The sequence below is a fragment of the Scopulibacillus darangshiensis genome (assembly GCF_004341035.1).
Classification (GTDB): Bacteria; Bacillota; Bacilli; order Bacillales; family Sporolactobacillaceae; genus Scopulibacillus; species Scopulibacillus darangshiensis.
In genome coordinates this window covers 184,920-204,771 of sequence record NZ_SLXK01000002.1, presented here as the reverse complement: position 1 = coordinate 204,771, position 19,852 = coordinate 184,920, and the positions used below count along the sequence as shown (strand labels likewise).

The following is a 19,852-nucleotide window of genomic DNA, read 5'->3' as shown; positions in this document are numbered from 1 at the left end:
AAGTTATAGTATGAACACGTATTTTGCCGATATGCACATCCACATTGGCCGGACAATGAGCGGTAAACCTGTTAAAATTACAGGTGCTAAAAGCTTGACGATCGATAATATTTTAGAGGAAGCCTCCGAGAGAAAAGGGATAGATATTGTTGGTGTCATCGATTCCCAAGTTCCGGAGGTCCTAGTGCAGCTTGAAGAAATGCTTCAGCAGGGTGTTGTACAGGAGCTTGATGACGGCGGGATCCGTTATGGCCATACAACATTGTTTCTAGGTGCGGAGATTGAACTGAATGCTTCATCAACGCAGGGGCCTCTTCACGTTCTCGCATTTATGCCCTCGCTTGACATAATGAAAGATTTCAGTTGTTGGCTTGCTAGGCACATGACAAATATTTCGCTCAGTACCCAAAGGTTTTATGGCGAGCCTAAAGTGCTGCAGCAAAAGGTGAAGGAGCTCGGAGGCTTATTTATTCCAGCCCACATTTTTACACCATTTAAAAGTTTATATGGTTCGGGGGTCAAATCCAGCATCACCGAAATATTTGATAAAGATCTGATAGATGCCGTGGAGCTTGGTTTAAGCTCTGATACAGATATGGCCGATCAGATTCCAGAGCTTCATCAGTTTACCTTCTTAACCAATTCCGATGCCCATTCATTAAAGAAAATTGCTCGGGAATACCAGAAATTACGGCTTGAAGCGCCGACATTTAAAGAATTCCAGCTCGCATTAAAAAATTGTGAGGGAAGAGGTGTAGCGGAAAACTACGGGTTAAATCCGCTTCTAGGCAAATATCATAAGACTTGCTGCAGTGAATGCTTTACACTTCTCGAGGAACATCAAAAGGGCAATCCCTGTCCTTCATGCGGTAATAAAAGGGTCATAAAAGGTGTGTACAACCGACTGCAGGAATTAAAAGAAGAGCCATCATCTCTTACACCCAACCGCCCTCCCTATGTTCATCAAGTGCCTCTTGATTTTATTCCTAAAGTTGGTCCGAAGACACTAGAGAAGTTGCTTAACCATTTCGGAACGGAAATGGCAGTGATGCATCAGGTAAATCGCAAGCATTTGGAAGCTGTCGTCGGCAGCCTGACAGCTGATCTGATTATTAAAGCAAGAAATGGAAAACTCTCTCTTGGCACCGGCGGAGCAGGCCGGTATGGCAAGGTGAAAACCTAATAAAACACAAACTATTTTCGGTGTCATAGATTCCAGGTGCGTTTCATAGACTTAATATAAGTCCGGAAGAGGAGGCACCTGGAATGAACCAGAATATCAAAAGGGTTGTTACAAACCATATTCAAGAAAATCTTTCAATCTATACTTTTGTTTGTTCCTTATTCTTTATGGGGATTATATTTGGAGCGATCGTTGTGAACAGTTTGCCATACGAAGCTAAGCAGCATTTGGTTGAATATTTGAATCGCTTTTTTGGTGAGTTATCCGATGGAAAAATCGCGGTTCCTTCAGCAATGCTCGGCGAAAGCTTCAAACACTATGTTCAGTATGTGGGTTTCATGTGGGTGCTTGGGTTATCGGTGATCGGTCTGCCGGTTATTTTTATACTCCTCTTTCTAAAGGGTGTTGTCATCGGATTTACTGTCGGCTTTCTCGTTAATCAAATGGGGTTTCATGGTTTTTGGGTAGCGATGGCTAGTGTATTTCCGCAGAATCTAATCGTCATTCCTATTTTTATCATTATGGGCGTCGCATCGGTGGCTTTTTCATTGAAGATGTTCCGGCAGCTGTTGATGAAAACACGGAAGACACCCCTTTTGCCGCAATTTTCACGCTATGCCATGTTATTGCTGGCTGTTTCCGCGGCTTTGTTCATTGTCTCACTTTATGAAGCTTACTTATCTCCGGGGCTCATAAGGAGCATTATCAATTAAGTCCCTATAACACTATAACATTATAATAATTACAATATATTAATTATAATTATTATAATTTGACACCTCTTTTTGCAAAGCTTATAATGATTTTGTGAAGTCTTGCGAGGGAGGATAAGGTATGGAGAACCGTATAGACCGCATTAAGAAGCAATTGCATTCGCAAAAGTATAAGCTTACACCTCAGCGGGAAGCAACTGTGCGCGTTTTGTTAGAAAATGAAGAGGACCACCTTAGTGCTGAAGATGTTTACCTCCTCGTAAAAGATAAAGCACCTGAAATCGGCCTGGCAACTGTCTACCGTACACTTGAATTACTGACAGAGCTTAAAGTGGTCGATAAAATCAATTTTGGGGATGGTGTCTCCCGATATGATTTGCGCCAGGAAGGTGCAGCGCATTTTCATCACCACCTTGTCTGTATTGAATGCGGCGCGGTCGATGAAATTCAAGATGATCTATTAGGTGACGTTGAAAAGGTTGTTGAAAGAGATTGGCATTTTAAGATAAAAGACCATCGTCTTACCTTTCACGGTATTTGTCATCGCTGCAATAAAGACAGCGACAAGGATGATTAATGAAATAGAAGAACCGGCCTTTTCCATAAAGGAGAAGGTTTTTGCACTTATGTGCATAAGAAAGTTTATACTTTCTTAATTAACTAATCTACCTTTACATATAAGGAAGACGTATAAACCCCAATACAATTGGCATATCTTGTACTATAAGTCTTTTTGCGGGGTGACGTCTTGAAAGCTTCAATAAAAATAATCATTGATACAATTAAAGTGGCCATATTATTTAGCGGTTGTACGATTGGTTTTTATTTTGCATTGCAATGGCTCGACCATAATTATGAAAGCTATCATAAATATGATGAGCCAAGCGGGCGTGCGGTAAAGGTTGACGGAACGGTTTCAGAGAACACCGAATCGTCTATGACCTTTCGTCTCATTGATTTTTTTAGAAATGGGGAATAATGGCCGTGAAGGATCAAGTAGAAGACTTTATCCATTATCTTATTGTCGAACGCGGGTTATCCGAGAACACCATTCAATCCTACCAAAGAGATTTGAAACAATATTTGTTATTTCTGCAACAAACAGAGCGCTTGTCAAATTGGGATAGTGTCACGAGAACGACAATAACAAAATACTTATATGAATTAAAAGATCAAGGCAAGGCACAGGCCACACTGGCAAGACAAACAGCGAGCATCCGTAACTTCCACCAATTCCTATTGCGGGAAAATGTCCTGCGCCAGGACCCAACCCATCATATCGGCGTCCCTAAATCCGAACGGCGGCTTCCTAAGGTTCTTTCTTTAAAGGAGGTCGAAGTATTGCTTTCAGCTCCAGACTTAGGCAAACCGTATGGCGTTCGGGATCAAGCCATGCTTGAAGTTCTATATGCCACGGGGATTCGTGTCACGGAATTGGTTCAATTAAATTTGGAAGATATTCATATAACCATGGGATTTCTGCGCTGTATTGGCAAGGGGAACAAAGAAAGAATTATTCCTTTGGGAACATTGGCATTGGAAGCGGTATCGCGCTATATTGATTCAGGCAGGCCAAAACTTGCGAACAAGAAGAACCAGAATGATGCCCTTTTTTTAAATCACCACGGCCGTCGTTTGACAAGACAAGGTTTTTGGAAAATCTTAAAACAGCTGGCATTGCACGCTGGTATCAAAAAGTCACTTTCACCACACACATTAAGACATTCCTTTGCGACGCATTTATTGGAAAATGGCGCGGATTTGCGGTCTGTCCAAGAAATGCTTGGCCATGCTGACATTTCAACAACGCAAATATATACCCATGTTACGAAGCATCGTTTGAAGGACATTTACACAACCTATCATCCTAGAGCGTAACCCACAATGACTGGAGGGCATTTTATGAAAAATCGTGAATTTGAACGTATTTTTTTGATTGTATTAGATTCTGTCGGCATTGGCGAAGCACCTGATGCAAAAGACTTCGGTGACCTGGGCAGCGACACCCTCGGACATATTGCCGAAAAAATGAACGGACTTAACCTTCCTCACCTATCCAAATTCGGCTTAGGCAACATACGTGATGATATCAAGGGCATCACACCGGCTGACCACCCTGAAGCATACTATGGCCGTATGCAAGAGGCATCGAACGGGAAAGACACAATGACCGGCCATTGGGAAATTATGGGTTTAAAGATAGACACGCCATTTATTACTTTTCCTGATGGCTTCCCAAATGAGCTTATACATGAGCTTGAGGAAAAAACCGGACGCAAAGTAATCGGCAACAAGCCTGCATCGGGAACAGAGATCATTAAAGAGCTTGGTGAGAAACATATGGAAACCGGAGATCTTATCGTTTACACATCAGCGGATTCCGTTCTGCAAATTGCCGCTCATGAAGACATCATTCCGATTGATGAGCTTTACCGGATTTGTGAGATTGCACGAGAATTGACCAGAGACGAAAAATATATGGTGGGAAGAGTGATCGCTCGGCCGTTCATTGGTAATCCAGGTCAATTTGAACGGACTGCAAACCGTCATGATTATGCACTGAAGCCTTTTGGCCATACAGTCATGAATGAGTTGAAAGACCAGAATTTCGATGTGATCGCATTAGGGAAAATTAATGATATCTATGACGGTGAAGGCGTAACAGATGCGCTTCGGACAAAAGATAATATGGACGGGGTTGATAAGCTCCTGGATGTCATGGATCGTCCATTTCATGGTCTAGCCTTCTTGAATCTCGTCGACTTTGATGCAAAATATGGGCATCGCCGCGACCCAATTGGCTATGGTGAGGCACTGGAGGCATTTGACCGCCGCCTGCCTGAGATTTTGGACAAGCTGACGGATAAGGATGGCTTGATTATTACAGCTGATCACGGGAATGACCCGACCTATTCAGGAACGGATCATACAAGAGAATTTGTCCCGCTGTTTGTCTACTATAATCATATTGAAGAAGGCAAAGAATTGCCGCTTCGTCATACCTTTGCAGACCTTGGAGCAACAGTTAGCGACAACTTTTCAATACCAATGCCTGCAAACGGCAAAAGCTTTTTGGATAAATTATCGTGATTGGGGTTTAGAATACGATGCAACTAAATGAAGCTGTTAAAGTCATTGAATCACAAATGACTATAAAACCACAAATTGGCATGATCCTTGGATCGGGTTTGGGTGTGCTAGCCGATGAATTAACGGATGCTGTTCAGATTCCATATGAATCGATTCCTCATTTTCCAAAACCGACAGTGGAAGGCCACAAAGGCCAATTTGTCGTTGGTTTATTAGATCAAGTGCCCGTTATTGTGATGCAGGGGAGATTTCATTATTACGAAGGCTACAGTCTCGAACAAGTCACATTGCCCGTAAGAGTGATGACATCGCTTGGCATCAAGAAATTAATCGTTACTAATGCAAGCGGCGGTGTCAATACATCATTTGCTGCCGGTGACCTTATGCTTATTACGGATCATATTAATATGCTTGGAACGAACCCCCTCATTGGTCCTAACGACAATGCTTTAGGCAATCGTTTCCCGGATATGTCGGCGGCCTACGACCCTGAACTTCAAGGTCTAACCAAACAGGCTGCCAGTGATTTGGAGATCAAATTAAAAGAGGGTGTCTACCTTGCAACGAGCGGTCCAAGTTATGAAACCCCAGCAGAGGTTAGAATGATGCGAACGCTCGGCGCTGATGCGGTAGGGATGTCAACAGTGCCCGAGGTTATCGTGGCAAAACACAGCGGGCTAAGTGTTCTAGGCATTTCCTGTATTTCTAACGCGGCAAGCGGCATCCTGCAACAACCGCTGTCACATGAAGAAGTGATGGAGACGACTGAAAAAGTAAAAGTGCACTTTATTCAGCTCGTCAAGGATATTGTAAAAAGAATCGGTTAAAGTTGATAATATTAAAGAAGTCGATCATAAATTGATCGGCTTTTTTCTTTCTTCCATTAGTATAATCGACCCTCAATTGGAGATAATATTATGGATTATTGAATGGAGGGATCGACCATGAAGGCGTTTGCGGCCATTTTAATGAGCATGACATTATTATTTTCATCACTATCCTATTCAGCGGTTACTTTTGCAAAAGAAAAAGATAAAGGATTAGTGGAAAATATAAAATCAGCTATTCTTATGGAGAAAGACACGGGAAAAATCTTATTTCAGAAGAATGATAACAAAGAATTACCCCCGGCCAGCATGACCAAAATAATGACTTTGTTGCTCATTTTCAAAGCATTAGAGCATCATGATATTTCCATGACCGATAAGGTGAAGGTTAGCGAACATGCAGCATCAATGGGGGGCTCACAGGTTTACCTTGAACCAGGAGAACAAATGACCGTAAATGACATGTTAAAAGCCATCACGATCAGTTCAGCCAATGATGCCTCAGTAGCTATGGCTGAATATATTTCCGGATCTGAAAAAGCATTTGTTAAAGAGATGAATAAGGAAGCTGCGAATCTTGGACTAAAACATACGCATTTTAAAAATCCGACAGGTTTGCCTGAAAAAGGCCACTATTCATCAGCCCATGATATGGCCGTGATGGCAAAAGCGCTTCTCCATTATCAAAAAGTTCTTTCTTACACATCTAAATATGAAGCTTATTTGCGGGAAAATACCGATCATAAGTTTTGGCTTGTTAATACAAATAAATTAATTAAAACTTATCCAGGTGTTGACGGCTTAAAAACTGGATTTACACATGAGGCAAAATATTGTCTGACAGCGACGGCAAAACGGAACGGCATGCGTGTGATTGCAGTCGTCATGGGGGCGCCGACAACAAAAAGACGAAATGAACAAGTCGCGAATCTTCTTGATTATGCCTTTTCTAACTATAAAACGAAAAAGCTTGTTGACCAGAACCATGTCGTCAGAATTGTCGATGTGAATAAAAGCCATGAGGGAAAAGTTCCGGTTGTCACTAGAGACCGGGTTGTCCTTTTATTAAAGAAAGGAACGGACACTAAGAATATTAAGAAAAGGGTGTCCATTAACGATAATTTGAACGCACCTCTCAAAGCGGGATCAGTCGTTGGCTACTATACGGTGACAAGTAAAGGAAAAACGTTGTCAAAAACACCTTTGGTCGTTAAAAAGGACATTAAGGAAGCGTCATGGTGGCAATTATTTAAGAGAAATATCAGTAAAATGACAAACAGGTCTTGATTGGTCGAATGACCACTAGTTTTGTCATGATGAAGGATTCACAACGTTAAATATAGAAAACACTCACTAACCGGAAATTAAAGGAGGAGAGGACTGTTGAGTCTGAGGATTGGTTTGGAAGTCAAAAATCAGGTCCTATGCATTCGATTGGAAGGGGAACTTGATCATCACACCGCAGAACAATTAAGGCATCAGGTTAACATGGCATTGCAGCAGCACCCTGTTCATCACATCCTATTGAACCTTAAAGAGCTTCAATTTATGGACAGCTCCGGATTAGGGGTTATATTAGGGCGATATAAGCAAATATCAGGTATGGGTGGAGAGATGGTTGTCTGTGCGATATCACCAGCTGTCCGCAGATTGTTTGAAATGTCAGGCATGTTCAAAATCATCCGTCTTGAAGAAGATGAACAATATGCTTTGCAAACGCTGGGGGTGGCTTAATGAAGAACGAAATGACTCTTGAATTTACCGCAGTGAGTGAAAATGAATCCTTTGCAAGGGTTACGGTTGCTTCGTTTGTTGCTCAGCTCGACCCGACAATGGATGAAATCACGGAAATAAAGACCGTTGTTTCTGAAGCGGTGACTAACTCTATTATTCATGGTTATGAAAATAAAGGAACAGGCAATGTAAAAATAAAGGCTGAGCTTGTAGATGGAGCAGTCAATATTACGATCAGCGATGAAGGTATCGGTATTGTCGATCTTGATGAAGCCAGACAGCCATTATTCACAACAAAGCCTGAGCTTGAGCGTTCCGGTATGGGCTTTACCATTATGGAAAATTTCATGGACCATGTTCAGGTTCATACTGAGCCCATGCACGGTACAACGATTTATTTGACCAAACACTTGACAAAAAATAAAGCCTTATGCAATTAGGGAGACATGCCCATGGATCTTGAGCTGAAAAAGGATGCCAAGGAACCATTGCTGGATGACGAGGAAGTAAAATCTCTTATTCAACGCAGCCAGGACGGAGATAAGGAAGCGCGTGATCTCATTGTACAGAGAAACATGCGGTTAGTCTGGTCGGTAGTCCAGCGCTTTCTGAACCGCGGTTATGAATCCGATGATCTCTTTCAAATCGGCTGCATCGGTCTATTAAAATCCGTTGATAAATTTGATCTCTCCTATGATGTCAAATTCTCTACATATGCCGTGCCAATGATAATAGGTGAGATTCAGCGTTTTATCAGGGATGATGGCGCCGTCAAAGTAAGCCGTTCATTAAAAGAAACCGGCAACAAGGTGAGAAAGAAGAGAGATGAGCTCTCAAAAAAATTGGGGCGTAATCCGACCGTTAACGAAATTGCGAGTGCACTGGAGATCTCTCCTGAAGATGTCGTTATGTCACAGGAAGCGATTCGCTCGCCATCTTCTATTCACGAAACAGTCTATGAAAATGATGGTGATCCGATTACATTGTTAGATCAAATATCTGATAAAGAAGAAGGACAGTGGTTCGATAAAATCGCGGTCCGTGAAGCTGTTCAACATTTGCAGGAACGAGAGCGGCTGATCGTCTACTTGCGGTACTTTAAGGACCAAACACAGTCAGAGGTAGCAAAAAGGTTAGGGATTTCCCAGGTTCAAGTTTCCAGATTAGAAAAGAAAATATTAGAAGATATTAAAGGTCAAATGGTTGAATAACCATTTGGCTTTTTTCTATTTCTAAGATAAATAAAGGAAAGTTATGGAATACAGCCCGCCTTAGAATGTTTATAAATCACTCAATACATACTAAGTCATATGAGGGGGGATTTTATGAGCAGTATTGTTCTTTACATCCGCTTAAGGCAAAAGTTTCAGGCGAAAATGAATGAGATCATCTCTATTGAAAAATTAGCTCACCTGATTGGTCCTAAAGACATGACGACGGGTCTAAAGCAAAAACCTATTTATAAAGTTAAGCCTGAAGACAATGCCTTTATTGTGATCGATGTGATGGATATCATCGCAGCTATTTATAAGGAATACCCGGATGTTGACATTCAAACCGTTGGTCCCTCTCAAACAATTATAGAAGTCCAGCCAAAGAAACGTAAAATTAATACTCTCTTTTTTGTCATTGTGTGGATTTTATTATTTATTGGAGCAGGTCTGACGATCATGAACTTTCATGAGGATGTTGCGATGAGAAGCGTCCATCAAAAAATTTATTACCTAATTACGGGAACTCACAATGATAAGCCTCTGATTTTGCAAATCCCTTATTCGTTTGGTCTGGGGTTAGGGATGATCCTGTTTTTTAACCATATTTTCAAGAAAAAATTTAATGAAGAACCAAGCCCGCTTGAAGTAGAAATGTTTAATTATCAACAAGATTTGGATCAATATGTGATCGTTCACGAAAAGAAAAAAAGTGAGCTGAAAAGGCACGATGATTAAAGACATCCTTTTAATCATTATTGGATTTTCGGGCGGCCTTGCTGTAGGAAGCGGTTTTGTTGCTTTTTTAACTGTACTCGGCATTATCCCGCGGTTAACGCAATTAACCAAAACACATCATTTTATTAGAGGGTATGAATGGAGTGTCATTCTTGGCGCTGTAATTGGAACTTGGGGAGGTTTAAGAAATACCCATTTAATAATGCCAGCGCTTCTGCTTATTCCCATTGGTCTTGCATCAGGAATTTTTGTCGGGATGCTTGCGGCTGCATTGACCGAAGTGCTTAATGTTTTGCCTATCCTCTCAAAACGCATCGGAATCAATGAACAAATTCTTGTTTTATTAATGGCCATTGTCTTGGGAAAAGTCTTCGGATCCCTTTTTCACTGGTCGTTTTTTGTTGATAAATGAAAATTAGGGGGGTGAAAGAATTATGAGTCAATTGAATAATCAAAAGGATTATAAAAAAAACGCTAAAAGTTATCAACCTAAACCAAATTATGTCATTAATTGCATTAAAGCTTTTTTTGTAGGAGGAGCCATTTGTCTAATCGGCCAGTGTTTACAAGTATTCTTTATACATTTTTTTGATTTTACCGAGAAAACAGCTGGAAATCCAACGACTGCAACACTGATTTTGATCGCTGCATTGTTAACTGGGTTTGGCATTTACGATAAAATCGGGCAATTCGCGGGGGCCGGTTCTCTTGTTCCGGTTACAGGGTTTGCAAATTCAATTACAAGCGCTGCGCTTGAGCACAAAAGTGAAGGTATTGTACTTGGTATTGCAACCAATCTATTTAAACTGGCGGGTGCTGTTATTGTGTTTGGAGTCGTTTCAGCCGCAATTCTTGGAGTGATCCGCTTGTTTTTAAATAACCTATTGGGTTAAAGATTAACTAAAGGAAGGAGTCGGAAGGAAAGTGAAAATTGGGAAACAAACATGGCGATATCAAAATAAGCTGTACTTGACATCAACCGGAACGGCTGCCGGACCTTTAGAAGCAAAAGGGCCCCTTGGTTCAAGCTTTGATAAAACCTATGACGATCTGCATTGCGGTGAGGATAATTGGGAGCTGGCAGAACGAACCATAATGAGAGAAGCCATTTCTTTTTGTTTGCAAAAAGCGAATAAGCAGGAAAGTGATATCGATGTTTTTTTAGCAGGGGATTTATTAAATCAAACGGTAACATCCAATTTTATTGCAAAAGAAAACCAGATCCCTTTTCTTGGCATGTTTGGGGCTTGTTCGACTTCAATGGAAACATTGGCGGTTGGTGCCGAGCTTGTTGACAGCGGGTTTGCGAATTATGCACTTTGTGCGGTGAGCAGCCATAATGCAACGGCTGAAAGACAATTCCGTTATCCGACAGAGTACGGCGGGCCTAAGCCGAAAACAGCGACTTATACAGTAACGGGAGCGGGTGCTGCACTGGTCAGCAAAGACCCCTCACCTGTCATGGTGAAAGAAGCTACGATTGGCAAGGTTGTCGATTGGGGCATTGGCGATGCGAATGATATGGGTTCGGCTATGGCGCCAGCTGCTGCTGATACTATAGCAGCTCACTTCCAGGAAACAGGGAGAACGCCGACCGATTATGACATGATCGTAACAGGTGATCTGTCAAGTGTCGGCAGCCCGATTGTTAAACAGCTTCTTTGGGAAAAAGGTTTTAATATTGATAATGTTCACCATGATTGCGGGTTAATGATCTATTCACCAGATCAGCCAGTATTCGCGGGGGGAAGCGGTTGTGCTTGTTCGGCAGCTGTAACCTTTGGTTATATTGCAAGCCAGCTTGCTTCAGGGGTAATTAACCGGGTCCTTGTGGCGGCGACAGGCGCATTATTGAATCCGACCATTATTCAGCAAAAAGAAACCATTCCATGTGTAGCGCACGCCGTTGTCTTGGAATCGGCAGGGGGGCAATAAGATGATATTTCTATATGCCTTTGTTGTAGGCGGGCTTATTTGTGTCGTCGGACAATTGTTATTAGATCTCTTTAAGCTGTCCCCTGCCCATGTGATTGTGTCATTTGTTGTAGCAGGTGCTGTCTTAGACGCTTTTGGGCTATATGACAAGCTTATTGAATTTGCCGGTGCCGGCGCTACGGTTCCTATTACAAGCTTTGGCCATTCATTATTGCACGGCGCCATGGCTGAAGGCAAAGCCCATGGATATATTGGCATCGCAATGGGCACATTTAAACTAACATCAGCCGGGATAACCTCTGCTATATTATTTGGATTTATCGTTGCCCTCATTTTTAAACCGAAAGGATGAGAAAAGTGATGCGGCGTGTCATTTTAATAACCGACGGTGATAAGTATGCAAGAGTTGCCGTGGAACATACGGCTAAGGCGCTTAACTGCCGCTGTATCTCACAATCATCAGGAAACCCGACGTCCTTAAGCGGTGAGGAATTAGTAAAGATGGTCTTGCAAACACCCTCTGATCCTGTACTCGTCATGTTTGATGATTGCGGTTATAGCGGGGTGGGACCTGGTGAGCATGCTCTTACCGTTGTTGCAGGTCATAAGGATATTCGGGTCCTAGGTGCTATCGCTGTTGCCTCAAACAGCAGCTACCATGAATGGACTCGTGTAGATGTCAGCATTGATCAGTTTGGAGAATTAACCGAATATGGCGTTGACAAGGAAGGTCTGCCTGATTTAGAAACGGGACGCGTTGCCGGAGATACCGTCTATATCCTGGACCAGTTGAAATTACCAATTGTTGTGGGTGTCGGTGATCTCGGAAAGATGAGGGGGCTTGATACAGTCGAGAAAGGGTCGCCGATTACGAGAAAGGCTGTAGAATTAATCCTTGAAAGGAGTGAGGACAATCAAAGAGAAGCGGGAAGAAAATAAGGAACCAATTAACAAGAAGCTTAAAGATAATGAAAATTACATGAAGGAACGGTTGGACGTCGGGGCAGGAAACTTCGATGTCGGTGTTCGCAACATGGAAATTTTCAGTGATGAGATCGGGATCTACTATTGTAATTCATTGGTTGATTCCTCACTTATTGTAGAATTAATCAGAGAGTTGCTTCGCATCGTCGACAGCCATCGTCCAAATCTTAAGGCCAAGGATATTATTAAAAATCATCTTGCGCATGAACAGGTAAAAGAAATAAAAACCCTGGATGAATCAGTCGACAACATGCTTTCAGGATTAATCGTTATTTTAATCGACGGAGAGCAGGTCGGCTTAGTCATCGATGTCCGGCATTATCCTGGAAGGTCGCCTGAAGAACCGGATGTTGAGAAAGTCATTCGGGGGTCAAAGGATGGATTTACCGAAAATATTATTGAAAACGCCGGTCTTATGCGGAGAAGGGTCAGAGATGAGCGGTACCGAAATGATATCATGCAAATCGGGGAACGTTCCAAAACAGATGTTTGTCTGTGTTACCTGAAAGACGTTGCCAATCCGGGGTTGTTAAAAACCCTTAAATCCGAACTTAAAAAGATTGAAGTAGACGGCATTCCGATGGCGGATAAAACAATTGAGGAATACCTTGTCAAACAAGGCATTAATCCATACCCGCTCGTCAGATATACTGGCCGTCCGGACGTCGCTGCGGCACACATTCTTGAAGGACATATTTTATTGATTACAGATACATCACCAAGTATCATTATCTTTCCAACAACTTTGTTTCATCATGTCCAGCACGCTGAGGAATATCGGCAAACACCGTCTGTCGGTGCTTTTCTTAGATGGGTTCGGTTTATCGCTATGTTGGCATCAATTTTTCTTGTACCATTATGGCTATTGCTTGTGGAGAACCAATCGCTCTTGCCTCCAGGGCTGGATTTTATCGGCCCGAACAAACATGATTACCACATCCCTTTAATCGTGCAGATTCTTATAGCCGAAATAGGGGTTGAAACACTCAGGATGGCTGCTATCCATACCCCAACATCATTATCAACCGCCTTGGGCTTAATAGCGGCAGTTCTAGTAGGTCAAATTGCAGTTCAGGTCGGCATATTCGTGTCAGAGGTTATTTTATATGTGGCGGTCTCCGCCATTGGTGCATTTGCCACACCAAGCTATGAACTCAGCGTAGCCAATAAAATTACCCGCATCCTTTTGATTCTGGTCGTAGGGTTCTTTCATGTTCCGGGATTTGTCATCTTTACTACATTGCTTGTTATTTACTTGGCCCGTGTAAAAAATCTGAATACGCCCTATTTGTGGCCATTTATTCCCTTTAATCCGATGGCTCTATTTAATATTTTGGTACGGACCGCGATGCCGCTTTCCCGTATTCGGCCAAGTATTGTTAAGCCGCTGAATAAAACCAAACAGCCGACGCCCAATAGAAAATAACAGTTGTCAATTCCGCAAATCTCCCTTGTAAGAGTGTGAAAAGTGTGTTAAAATCTTTTTTAAATTTAATATTGACCTCATCATTTGAGGAGTCAGGGGCGCAAAACGAATAAGTACGGGATCTGAGCAGTTGGGGGCTATGAAGTTTCCGGAAAGGTCAATTTGCCGAAGCGGACGATTTACCCAATAAATCATTTGCTGGGTTAATGTTGAATAAGCATTAAACTGTCACTACTAAATATAAGGTAGTGGAGTACTATTCCGACCAATGAGGTACGGCGGAAATAAGCTTATGACCTTCGTTGCATAGGCTTTTTCTGATTATATCCGTGTTCTCTGGTAGCTTTGGGTGAAGTTGGAGTAGTGCCTGCTAATAAAGGAGCGAAGAAGCACTTATGCGAGGCACACAATGTATTAATCAAAAGGGGCACCTCACGATCGGAGGGGTCGATACAGTAGATTTAGCAAAAAAATACGGAACACCTTTATTTGTATATGACACAGCCTTAATACGCGAAAAGGCAGAAGCCTTCAAAAAGGCTTTTGAAACATACCCTCACATCAAATGGCAGGTGGCATATGCCAGCAAAGCCTTTTCATCCGTTGCAATGGTCCAGCTCATTCATCAATTGGACCTGTCCTTGGATGTGGTATCTGGGGGAGAATTATTTACTGCTGTCAAAGCGGGTTTTCCGGCAGAGCGTATCCACTTCCATGGCAACAATAAAACAGAAGAAGAGTTAATCTTTGCCCTTGATGAACAAATTGGGATGATTATTGTAGATAACTTTTACGAAATTCAGCTTTTGGAGAAGCTTTGCATGGAGCGGGGACGTACCATCGATATTTTATTGCGGTTAACCCCGGGTATTGAAGCCCATACTCATGATTATATTATGACCGGCCAAGAGGATTCCAAATTTGGATTCAACCTTGGAGATCATAGTATTGATGAAGCCATCCAATTAACGTCAGCATCAAACTATTTGAAATTAAATGGTTTGCACTGTCATATTGGTTCTCAAATCTTTGAAACAGACGGGTTTGAGTTAGCTATAAAAAGAATCTATCAATACATTGAAAATTGGTCGGAGAAATATGATTTCGAACCAAGGGTCCTTAATGTCGGTGGCGGTTTTGGCATAAAATACAGTAAAGATGACCAACCTATCCCTCTCAAAAGGTATATCGATGTTATTGTTAATACAATTACCAATGAGAGTGAAGCCAAAGGATGTGCCATTCCGGAGATATGGGTGGAGCCGGGCAGAGCCATAGTAGGTGAAGCGGGTACAACCCTGTATTCCATCGGTGCTTATAAAGACATTCCTAATGTGAAAAAGTATTTGGCCGTTGATGGAGGAATGACAGATAATCTCAGGCCGTCACTTTATCAGGCAAAATATGATGCTGTGGTCGCCAACAGAGCGAATGAAGAATTAGAAGAAACCGTTACAGTAGCAGGGAAGTGCTGTGAATCCGGTGACATTCTGATTCAAGATGCCCAACTTTCAAAGTCAGTGAGCGGCGATATTCTTGCTGTGTTCTGCACTGGTGCCTATGGTTATTCCATGGCGAATCATTATAATCGCCTGCCAAAGCCCGCCGTTGTTTTTGTCGAGGAAGGCGATGCCCAGTTAACGATGAGAAGGGAAACTTACGAGGACCTTGTCCGGCAGGATATTATGCTGCAAGAGATTGCCAAGGCAGGGTATTAAGGTTAGACAATCTAGAGTGTTTTTGTGTATACTAAAAACAGTTGAATAGTTATTATGCCTTCGGGGTCGGGTGAAATTCCCAATCGGCGGTGATTAGCGATCAGCTATAAGTCCGTGACCCGTGAACAATATTGTGAGCGGTGGATCCGGTTAAATTCCGGAGCCGACAGTTAAAGTCTGGATGGGAGAAGGCAAACAAACCGGAACATTATGTTCATAAACCAGGAAAACAGATAAAATACAGATCATGCCGCATGTTCCAAATACGGTCTCTATTGATCAATCCTTTTTCGAAAAGTCTGTCTTCTGTTTGAAAAGAGTTTTCGCAAACTTGGTTTATTTCTTATGGTTATTTTTAAAACCCCCGAAGCGCAAGTCTTCGGGGGTTTTTTATACTTTAAGAATGTTTAAGTTCGCTAATGCGAAAAAGCGGAATAAAGTATAAGTGCAACTAAAGCTTTCGCCATAAATACTTGGCGATAAGCCAAGTTTTCTTTATGCCCAATTTTTATAAATGGAGGTGGCCATTAAGTTGTCTGATAAAAAATACATGTCACTAGCATTAGATTTGGTCAAGGGGACCCTGGGACAAACAAGTCCGAACCCCGCTGTAGGCGCGGTTGTTGTGAAAAATGGCCGGATCGTTGGAATGGGCGCCCATCTTAAAGCCGGTGATGCGCACGCCGAAGTTCATGCATTAAATATGGCGGGATCTGAGGCGGAAGGTGCGACGATCTATGTGACATTAGAACCGTGCAGCCACTATGGCAAAACACCGCCTTGTGCTGAACTTATTATTCAAAAAAAGCTTGCCCGCGTAGTTATTGCGACAACAGATCCAAATCCTTTTGTTTCAGGACAAGGAATCAAAAAATTGGAAGATGCTGGACTTGAAGTTAAAGTCGGGGTGCTTCAGGAGGAATCTGACCATTATAATCGAGCCTTTTTCCATTTCATAAAAACGAAAACACCTTTTGTCACCATGAAAATGGCTGTCAGCCTAGACGGTAAAATGGCCACAAACACGGGTGAGAGCAAGTGGATCACAAGTGAAGCGTCACGGCACGACAGCCACCGTCTCAGGCATTCACATGATGCGATTCTCATTGGTGCGGGAACCGTTGTTGCCGATGATCCAGCACTGACAACACGGCTTGAGACACCAGGGAAACATCCTATCAGGGTGGTTTTAGACCACCATTTAAGAACCCCAAATGAAGCGAAGCTTATCAATGATAAAGCAGCAGAGACATGGATTGTCACAACCGGGGAACAAAGAGGCTCAGAAAAAGCGAAGAGATTTGATGCGCTAGGTGTCAAGGTGCTCTATTTAGACAGTCATCGTATTGACATTTCCGATGTTCTTAAGTTACTTGGCGAGTATGGCATCGTCACCTTGCTTGTCGAAGGCGGACCAACAATACAGGACAGTTTTCTCAGGTCAAAGAACATTCAACAAATCGTCGCTTACATCGCCCCTTTAATAATAGGAGGAGAAAAGGCGTTAAGCGCCTTCGGCGGGCTTGGCATGAACAGCCTTGCGGATGCCCTCGCTCTTGACATCGATAAAGTAGCTGAAATAGGAAAAGATATTAAAATAATAGCCCATGCAAGGAGTGATGAAGATGTTCACGGGAATCATTGAAGAAGTCGGGACCGTCACATCAATAGAATCATCAGGTGATGCCATTGTGATGACAATAAATGCCCCCTATATTCTTGAGGACGCAAAGCTTGGTGACAGCATCGCTGTGAACGGTGTTTGTTTGACAATTAAAGAAATGGCATCGTCTCATTTTACAGTGGACTTGATGCCGGAAACGGTGAAAGCCACATCACTTCGACAATGCGGGGCGGGTGCCAAGGTTAATTTGGAGCGGGCGATGGCCGCTGATGGACGCTTTGGCGGCCATTTTGTATCAGGACACGTCGATGGCATCGGAACGATTATTAAGAAGGAGCCAAAAGATAACGCCGTTTATTACGAGATAGAAGTGACTGAAGAATTAAGCCGCTATATGATTTATAAAGGATCAGTTACAGTAGACGGGACAAGCTTAACTATCTTTGGACTAAGGGAACATACTTTTACCCTTTCTTTAATTCCACATACGTTAACACATACTATTCTGGGAGAAAAAATACCTGGAGATATCGTAAACATTGAAACGGACATGGTTGGAAAATACCTTGAAAAGTTCGTCACCAACTAAGAGAGGAGCGGATCCATCAATGATTCATAATAAGAGACATCAAGATACCATTTTCGATCCAATTGAGGATGCCATTATGGACTTAAAGGAAGGCCGCGTTGTCATTGTATGTGATGATGAAGACAGGGAAAATGAGGGTGATTTTATCGCTTTGGCTGAGAAAGCGACACCAGAAATCATAAATTTTATGATCACCGAAGGCCGCGGTTTGGTTTGTGCACCAATAGATGAAAGCCTGGCGGAAAAACTTGGTTTTGATCCTATGGTTGATCATAATACAGACTCAAATGGCACGGCCTTTACGGTAAGCGTTGATCATTATTCAACAACCACCGGCATATCAGCTGGTGAGCGCTCCAATACTGTTCTGGCGATGATCCAGCCTGAGGCAAAGCCCAAAGATTTTATGCGGCCGGGACATATTTTCCCGTTAATTGCAAAGCCGGGCGGAGTATTGCGCCGGGCTGGCCATACAGAGGCTGCGGTTGATTTAGCAAGACTATCAGGCACTAATGTACATGCGGGTGTCATTTGTGAAATCATCAAGGAAGATGGCAATATGGCCCGTGTGCCGGATTTAATACAAATCGCAAAAAAGTTTAACTTAAAAATGATAACCATAAAGGACCTTATTCAATATCGAAGAAGAGAAGACAAATTAATTACCCGGGAAGTCTCTGTCGAATTGCCCACGGATTACGGGACATTTAAGGTTACCTGCTTTTCTAATGTTCTGGACGACAAAGAACATCTAGCGATTATAAAGGGTGACATTATTGAAGGCGAGCCGACATTAGTCAGGATGCACTCTGAGTGTTTGACCGGCGATGTTTTTGGATCGCAGCGCTGTGATTGCGGCCCTCAGCTCCATGCAGCATTGTCTCAGATTGAAAAAGAAGGCCGCGGGGTTCTCGTTTATCTGAGACAAGAAGGCAGAGGAATAGGCCTTATGAATAAACTCCGTGCCTACAAGCTTCAAGAACAAGGATATGACACGGTGGAAGCAAACCAAAAGTTAGGCTTTGCACCAGACTTAAGAGATTACGGCATAGGAGCGCAGATCTTAAAAGATTTAGGCATTTCTAAAATCCGTCTGCTGACAAATAACCCGCGGAAAATAGCAGGATTAGAGGGTTATGGTTTAGAGGTCATCGAGCGGGTTCCAATAGAGATGCAAGCGAACAAAGATAACATTAAGTATTTACAAACGAAGCACGAAAAACTTGGTCATCTTTTCCAATATTAAAATTATCGGAGGTATTCCCATGGGAAAAACATTTGAAGGACATTTGTCAGCCGAATCTTTGAAAGTAGCGATTGTTGTTGCCAGATTTAATGATTTTATTACCGAAAAACTGCTTGCAGGTGCTAAGGATGCCTTAAGACGTCATGGCGCAGAGGAAAGCAATATTGACATCGTTTGGGTACCGGGGGCATTTGAAATCCCATTTGCCGCAAAAAAATGCGCAGATACAGCGCAGTATGATGCGATCATAACATTAGGGGCGGTGATCCGCGGGGCAACACCCCATTTTGATTATGTTTGCGCAAGCGCCGCGAAAGGTGTCACGGATGTCAGCATAACAACAGGTATTCCTGTCATATTCGGCGTGTTAACGACTAATACAATCGAACAAGCCGTTGAGCGTGCGGGAACAAAAGCCGGGAATAAAGGCTGGGATGCTGGAGTAACAGCAATTGAGATGGCAAACTTAGGAAAGCAATTTGAATAAAAAATTCAGGTTACAATACAAAAGAAAAAAAAGCCGGGCTTCTTTAAATTTTTAAAGAAGGCCGGCTTTTTTTTAGTAAGCGAAGGAATTTCATAAAAGATCAAGAACAGCGGAAATATGCGAGACTCCTGCGGGAACAGCGAGCCAGGCGAGACCCCGCAAAGCGAGGAACGAGCTTGAGGAGGCTCGCGGGTCGCCCGCGGAAAGCGAGCGTATTTCCGCTTGTATAATAACGAAGCAACAACAAATTTCAGTAAGAGCTTTTAAAAAAGGAAAAACCAAAATTCTGTAACTCTGTATTTCTACATTAAAAGCAATTATGAAATTGATTCAAGCATGAAAATTAT

Annotated in this window: 23 protein-coding genes and 2 riboswitches; all 23 genes read left to right on the top strand. The window is 42.5% G+C overall.

The window, feature by feature from the left end:
* Positions 1–10: 10 nt before the first annotated feature.
* The 23 genes from EV207_RS02795 (at position 11) to ribH (ending at position 19,505) form a co-directional block, all read left to right on the top strand.
* Positions 11–1,183: an endonuclease Q family protein gene (locus EV207_RS02795; RefSeq protein ID WP_132743406.1), complete on the top strand. Its 1,173-nt coding sequence runs from the start codon at positions 11–13 to the stop codon at positions 1,181–1,183.
* Positions 1,184–1,266: 83 nt separating this feature from the next.
* Positions 1,267–1,896 carry a stage II sporulation protein M gene (gene spoIIM, locus EV207_RS02790; RefSeq protein ID WP_132743404.1) on the top strand — a complete coding sequence of 210 codons (630 nt, stop codon included), beginning with the start codon at positions 1,267–1,269 and terminating at the stop codon, positions 1,894–1,896.
* A 121-nt stretch (positions 1,897–2,017) separates the two neighbouring features.
* The gene (gene fur / locus EV207_RS02785; protein WP_132743402.1) at positions 2,018–2,473 is read left to right on the top strand and encodes a ferric iron uptake transcriptional regulator; all 456 of its coding nucleotides are present in this window, start codon (positions 2,018–2,020) and stop codon (positions 2,471–2,473) included.
* Between the two features lie 171 nt (positions 2,474–2,644).
* Positions 2,645–2,875 carry a YqzK family protein gene (locus EV207_RS02780; RefSeq protein WP_243646917.1) on the top strand — a complete coding sequence of 77 codons (231 nt, stop codon included), beginning with the start codon at positions 2,645–2,647 and terminating at the stop codon, positions 2,873–2,875.
* A 5-nt stretch (positions 2,876–2,880) separates the two neighbouring features.
* Complete coding sequence (xerD, locus tag EV207_RS02775) at positions 2,881–3,774, top strand: site-specific tyrosine recombinase XerD (protein WP_132743400.1); 894 nt, start codon at positions 2,881–2,883, stop codon at positions 3,772–3,774.
* 24 nt (positions 3,775–3,798) lie between these two features.
* Positions 3,799–4,986: a phosphopentomutase gene (gene deoB, locus EV207_RS02770; RefSeq protein ID WP_132743398.1), complete on the top strand. Its 1,188-nt coding sequence runs from the start codon at positions 3,799–3,801 to the stop codon at positions 4,984–4,986.
* A gap of 17 nt (positions 4,987–5,003) precedes the next feature.
* Positions 5,004–5,813 carry a purine-nucleoside phosphorylase gene (locus EV207_RS02765; protein WP_132743396.1) on the top strand — a complete coding sequence of 270 codons (810 nt, stop codon included), beginning with the start codon at positions 5,004–5,006 and terminating at the stop codon, positions 5,811–5,813.
* A gap of 117 nt (positions 5,814–5,930) precedes the next feature.
* Entirely contained in the window at positions 5,931–7,100 is a 1,170-nt protein-coding gene (locus tag EV207_RS02760; protein WP_132743394.1) for a D-alanyl-D-alanine carboxypeptidase family protein, read from the top strand.
* A 96-nt stretch (positions 7,101–7,196) separates the two neighbouring features.
* A complete protein-coding gene (gene spoIIAA / locus EV207_RS02755; RefSeq protein ID WP_132743392.1) occupies positions 7,197–7,547 on the top strand; it encodes an anti-sigma F factor antagonist in 351 nt (116 codons plus the stop codon).
* Entirely contained in the window at positions 7,547–7,987 is a 441-nt protein-coding gene (gene spoIIAB, locus EV207_RS02750) for an anti-sigma F factor (RefSeq protein WP_132743390.1), read from the top strand. Before spoIIAA ends, spoIIAB begins: the two co-directional genes overlap by 1 nt.
* A 12-nt stretch (positions 7,988–7,999) precedes the next feature.
* Entirely contained in the window at positions 8,000–8,758 is a 759-nt protein-coding gene (sigF, locus tag EV207_RS02745) for an RNA polymerase sporulation sigma factor SigF (RefSeq protein WP_132743388.1), read from the top strand.
* A 114-nt stretch (positions 8,759–8,872) separates the two neighbouring features.
* On the top strand, positions 8,873–9,496 hold the full coding sequence (locus tag EV207_RS02740) for a stage V sporulation protein AA (RefSeq protein WP_132743386.1): 624 nt from the start codon (positions 8,873–8,875) through the stop codon (positions 9,494–9,496).
* Entirely contained in the window at positions 9,489–9,908 is a 420-nt protein-coding gene (locus EV207_RS02735) for a stage V sporulation protein AB (RefSeq protein ID WP_132743384.1), read from the top strand. The genes EV207_RS02740 and EV207_RS02735 overlap by 8 nt, the downstream gene beginning before the upstream one ends.
* A 22-nt stretch (positions 9,909–9,930) precedes the next feature.
* The gene (gene spoVAC, locus EV207_RS02730; protein ID WP_132743382.1) at positions 9,931–10,389 is read left to right on the top strand and encodes a stage V sporulation protein AC; all 459 of its coding nucleotides are present in this window, start codon (positions 9,931–9,933) and stop codon (positions 10,387–10,389) included.
* A gap of 31 nt (positions 10,390–10,420) precedes the next feature.
* Entirely contained in the window at positions 10,421–11,431 is a 1,011-nt protein-coding gene (spoVAD, locus tag EV207_RS02725; protein WP_132743380.1) for a stage V sporulation protein AD, read from the top strand.
* Between the two features lies 1 nt (position 11,432).
* Positions 11,433–11,783: a stage V sporulation protein AE gene (gene spoVAE / locus EV207_RS02720; protein ID WP_132743378.1), complete on the top strand. Its 351-nt coding sequence runs from the start codon at positions 11,433–11,435 to the stop codon at positions 11,781–11,783.
* A gap of 8 nt (positions 11,784–11,791) precedes the next feature.
* Positions 11,792–12,370, top strand: a complete 579-nt coding sequence (spoVAEA, locus tag EV207_RS02715) for a stage V sporulation protein SpoVABEA (RefSeq protein ID WP_243646916.1) — start codon at positions 11,792–11,794, stop codon at positions 12,368–12,370.
* Positions 12,327–13,841 carry a spore germination protein gene (locus tag EV207_RS02710; protein WP_279389158.1) on the top strand — a complete coding sequence of 505 codons (1,515 nt, stop codon included), beginning with the start codon at positions 12,327–12,329 and terminating at the stop codon, positions 13,839–13,841. The genes spoVAEA and EV207_RS02710 overlap by 44 nt, the downstream gene beginning before the upstream one ends.
* A gap of 84 nt (positions 13,842–13,925) precedes the next feature.
* Positions 13,926–14,108: riboswitch (Lysine riboswitch) on the top strand.
* A 128-nt stretch (positions 14,109–14,236) separates the two neighbouring features.
* A complete protein-coding gene (gene lysA / locus EV207_RS02705) occupies positions 14,237–15,559 on the top strand; it encodes a diaminopimelate decarboxylase (RefSeq protein WP_132743374.1) in 1,323 nt (440 codons plus the stop codon).
* A gap of 52 nt (positions 15,560–15,611) precedes the next feature.
* Positions 15,612–15,756, top strand: a riboswitch (FMN riboswitch).
* Between the two features lie 335 nt (positions 15,757–16,091).
* Positions 16,092–17,204 (top strand): bifunctional diaminohydroxyphosphoribosylaminopyrimidine deaminase/5-amino-6-(5-phosphoribosylamino)uracil reductase RibD, encoded by a 1,113-nt coding sequence (gene ribD, locus EV207_RS02700; RefSeq protein WP_165886812.1) that lies wholly within the window; start codon positions 16,092–16,094, stop codon positions 17,202–17,204.
* Positions 17,185–17,772: a riboflavin synthase gene (gene ribE / locus EV207_RS02695; RefSeq protein ID WP_132743372.1), complete on the top strand. Its 588-nt coding sequence runs from the start codon at positions 17,185–17,187 to the stop codon at positions 17,770–17,772. Before ribD ends, ribE begins: the two co-directional genes overlap by 20 nt.
* 19 nt (positions 17,773–17,791) lie before the next feature.
* A complete protein-coding gene (locus tag EV207_RS02690) occupies positions 17,792–19,018 on the top strand; it encodes a bifunctional 3,4-dihydroxy-2-butanone-4-phosphate synthase/GTP cyclohydrolase II (RefSeq protein ID WP_279389157.1) in 1,227 nt (408 codons plus the stop codon).
* Between the two features lie 19 nt (positions 19,019–19,037).
* Positions 19,038–19,505, top strand: a complete 468-nt coding sequence (ribH, locus tag EV207_RS02685; RefSeq protein WP_132743370.1) for a 6,7-dimethyl-8-ribityllumazine synthase — start codon at positions 19,038–19,040, stop codon at positions 19,503–19,505.
* The last annotated feature ends 347 nt before the right edge of the window (positions 19,506–19,852 follow it).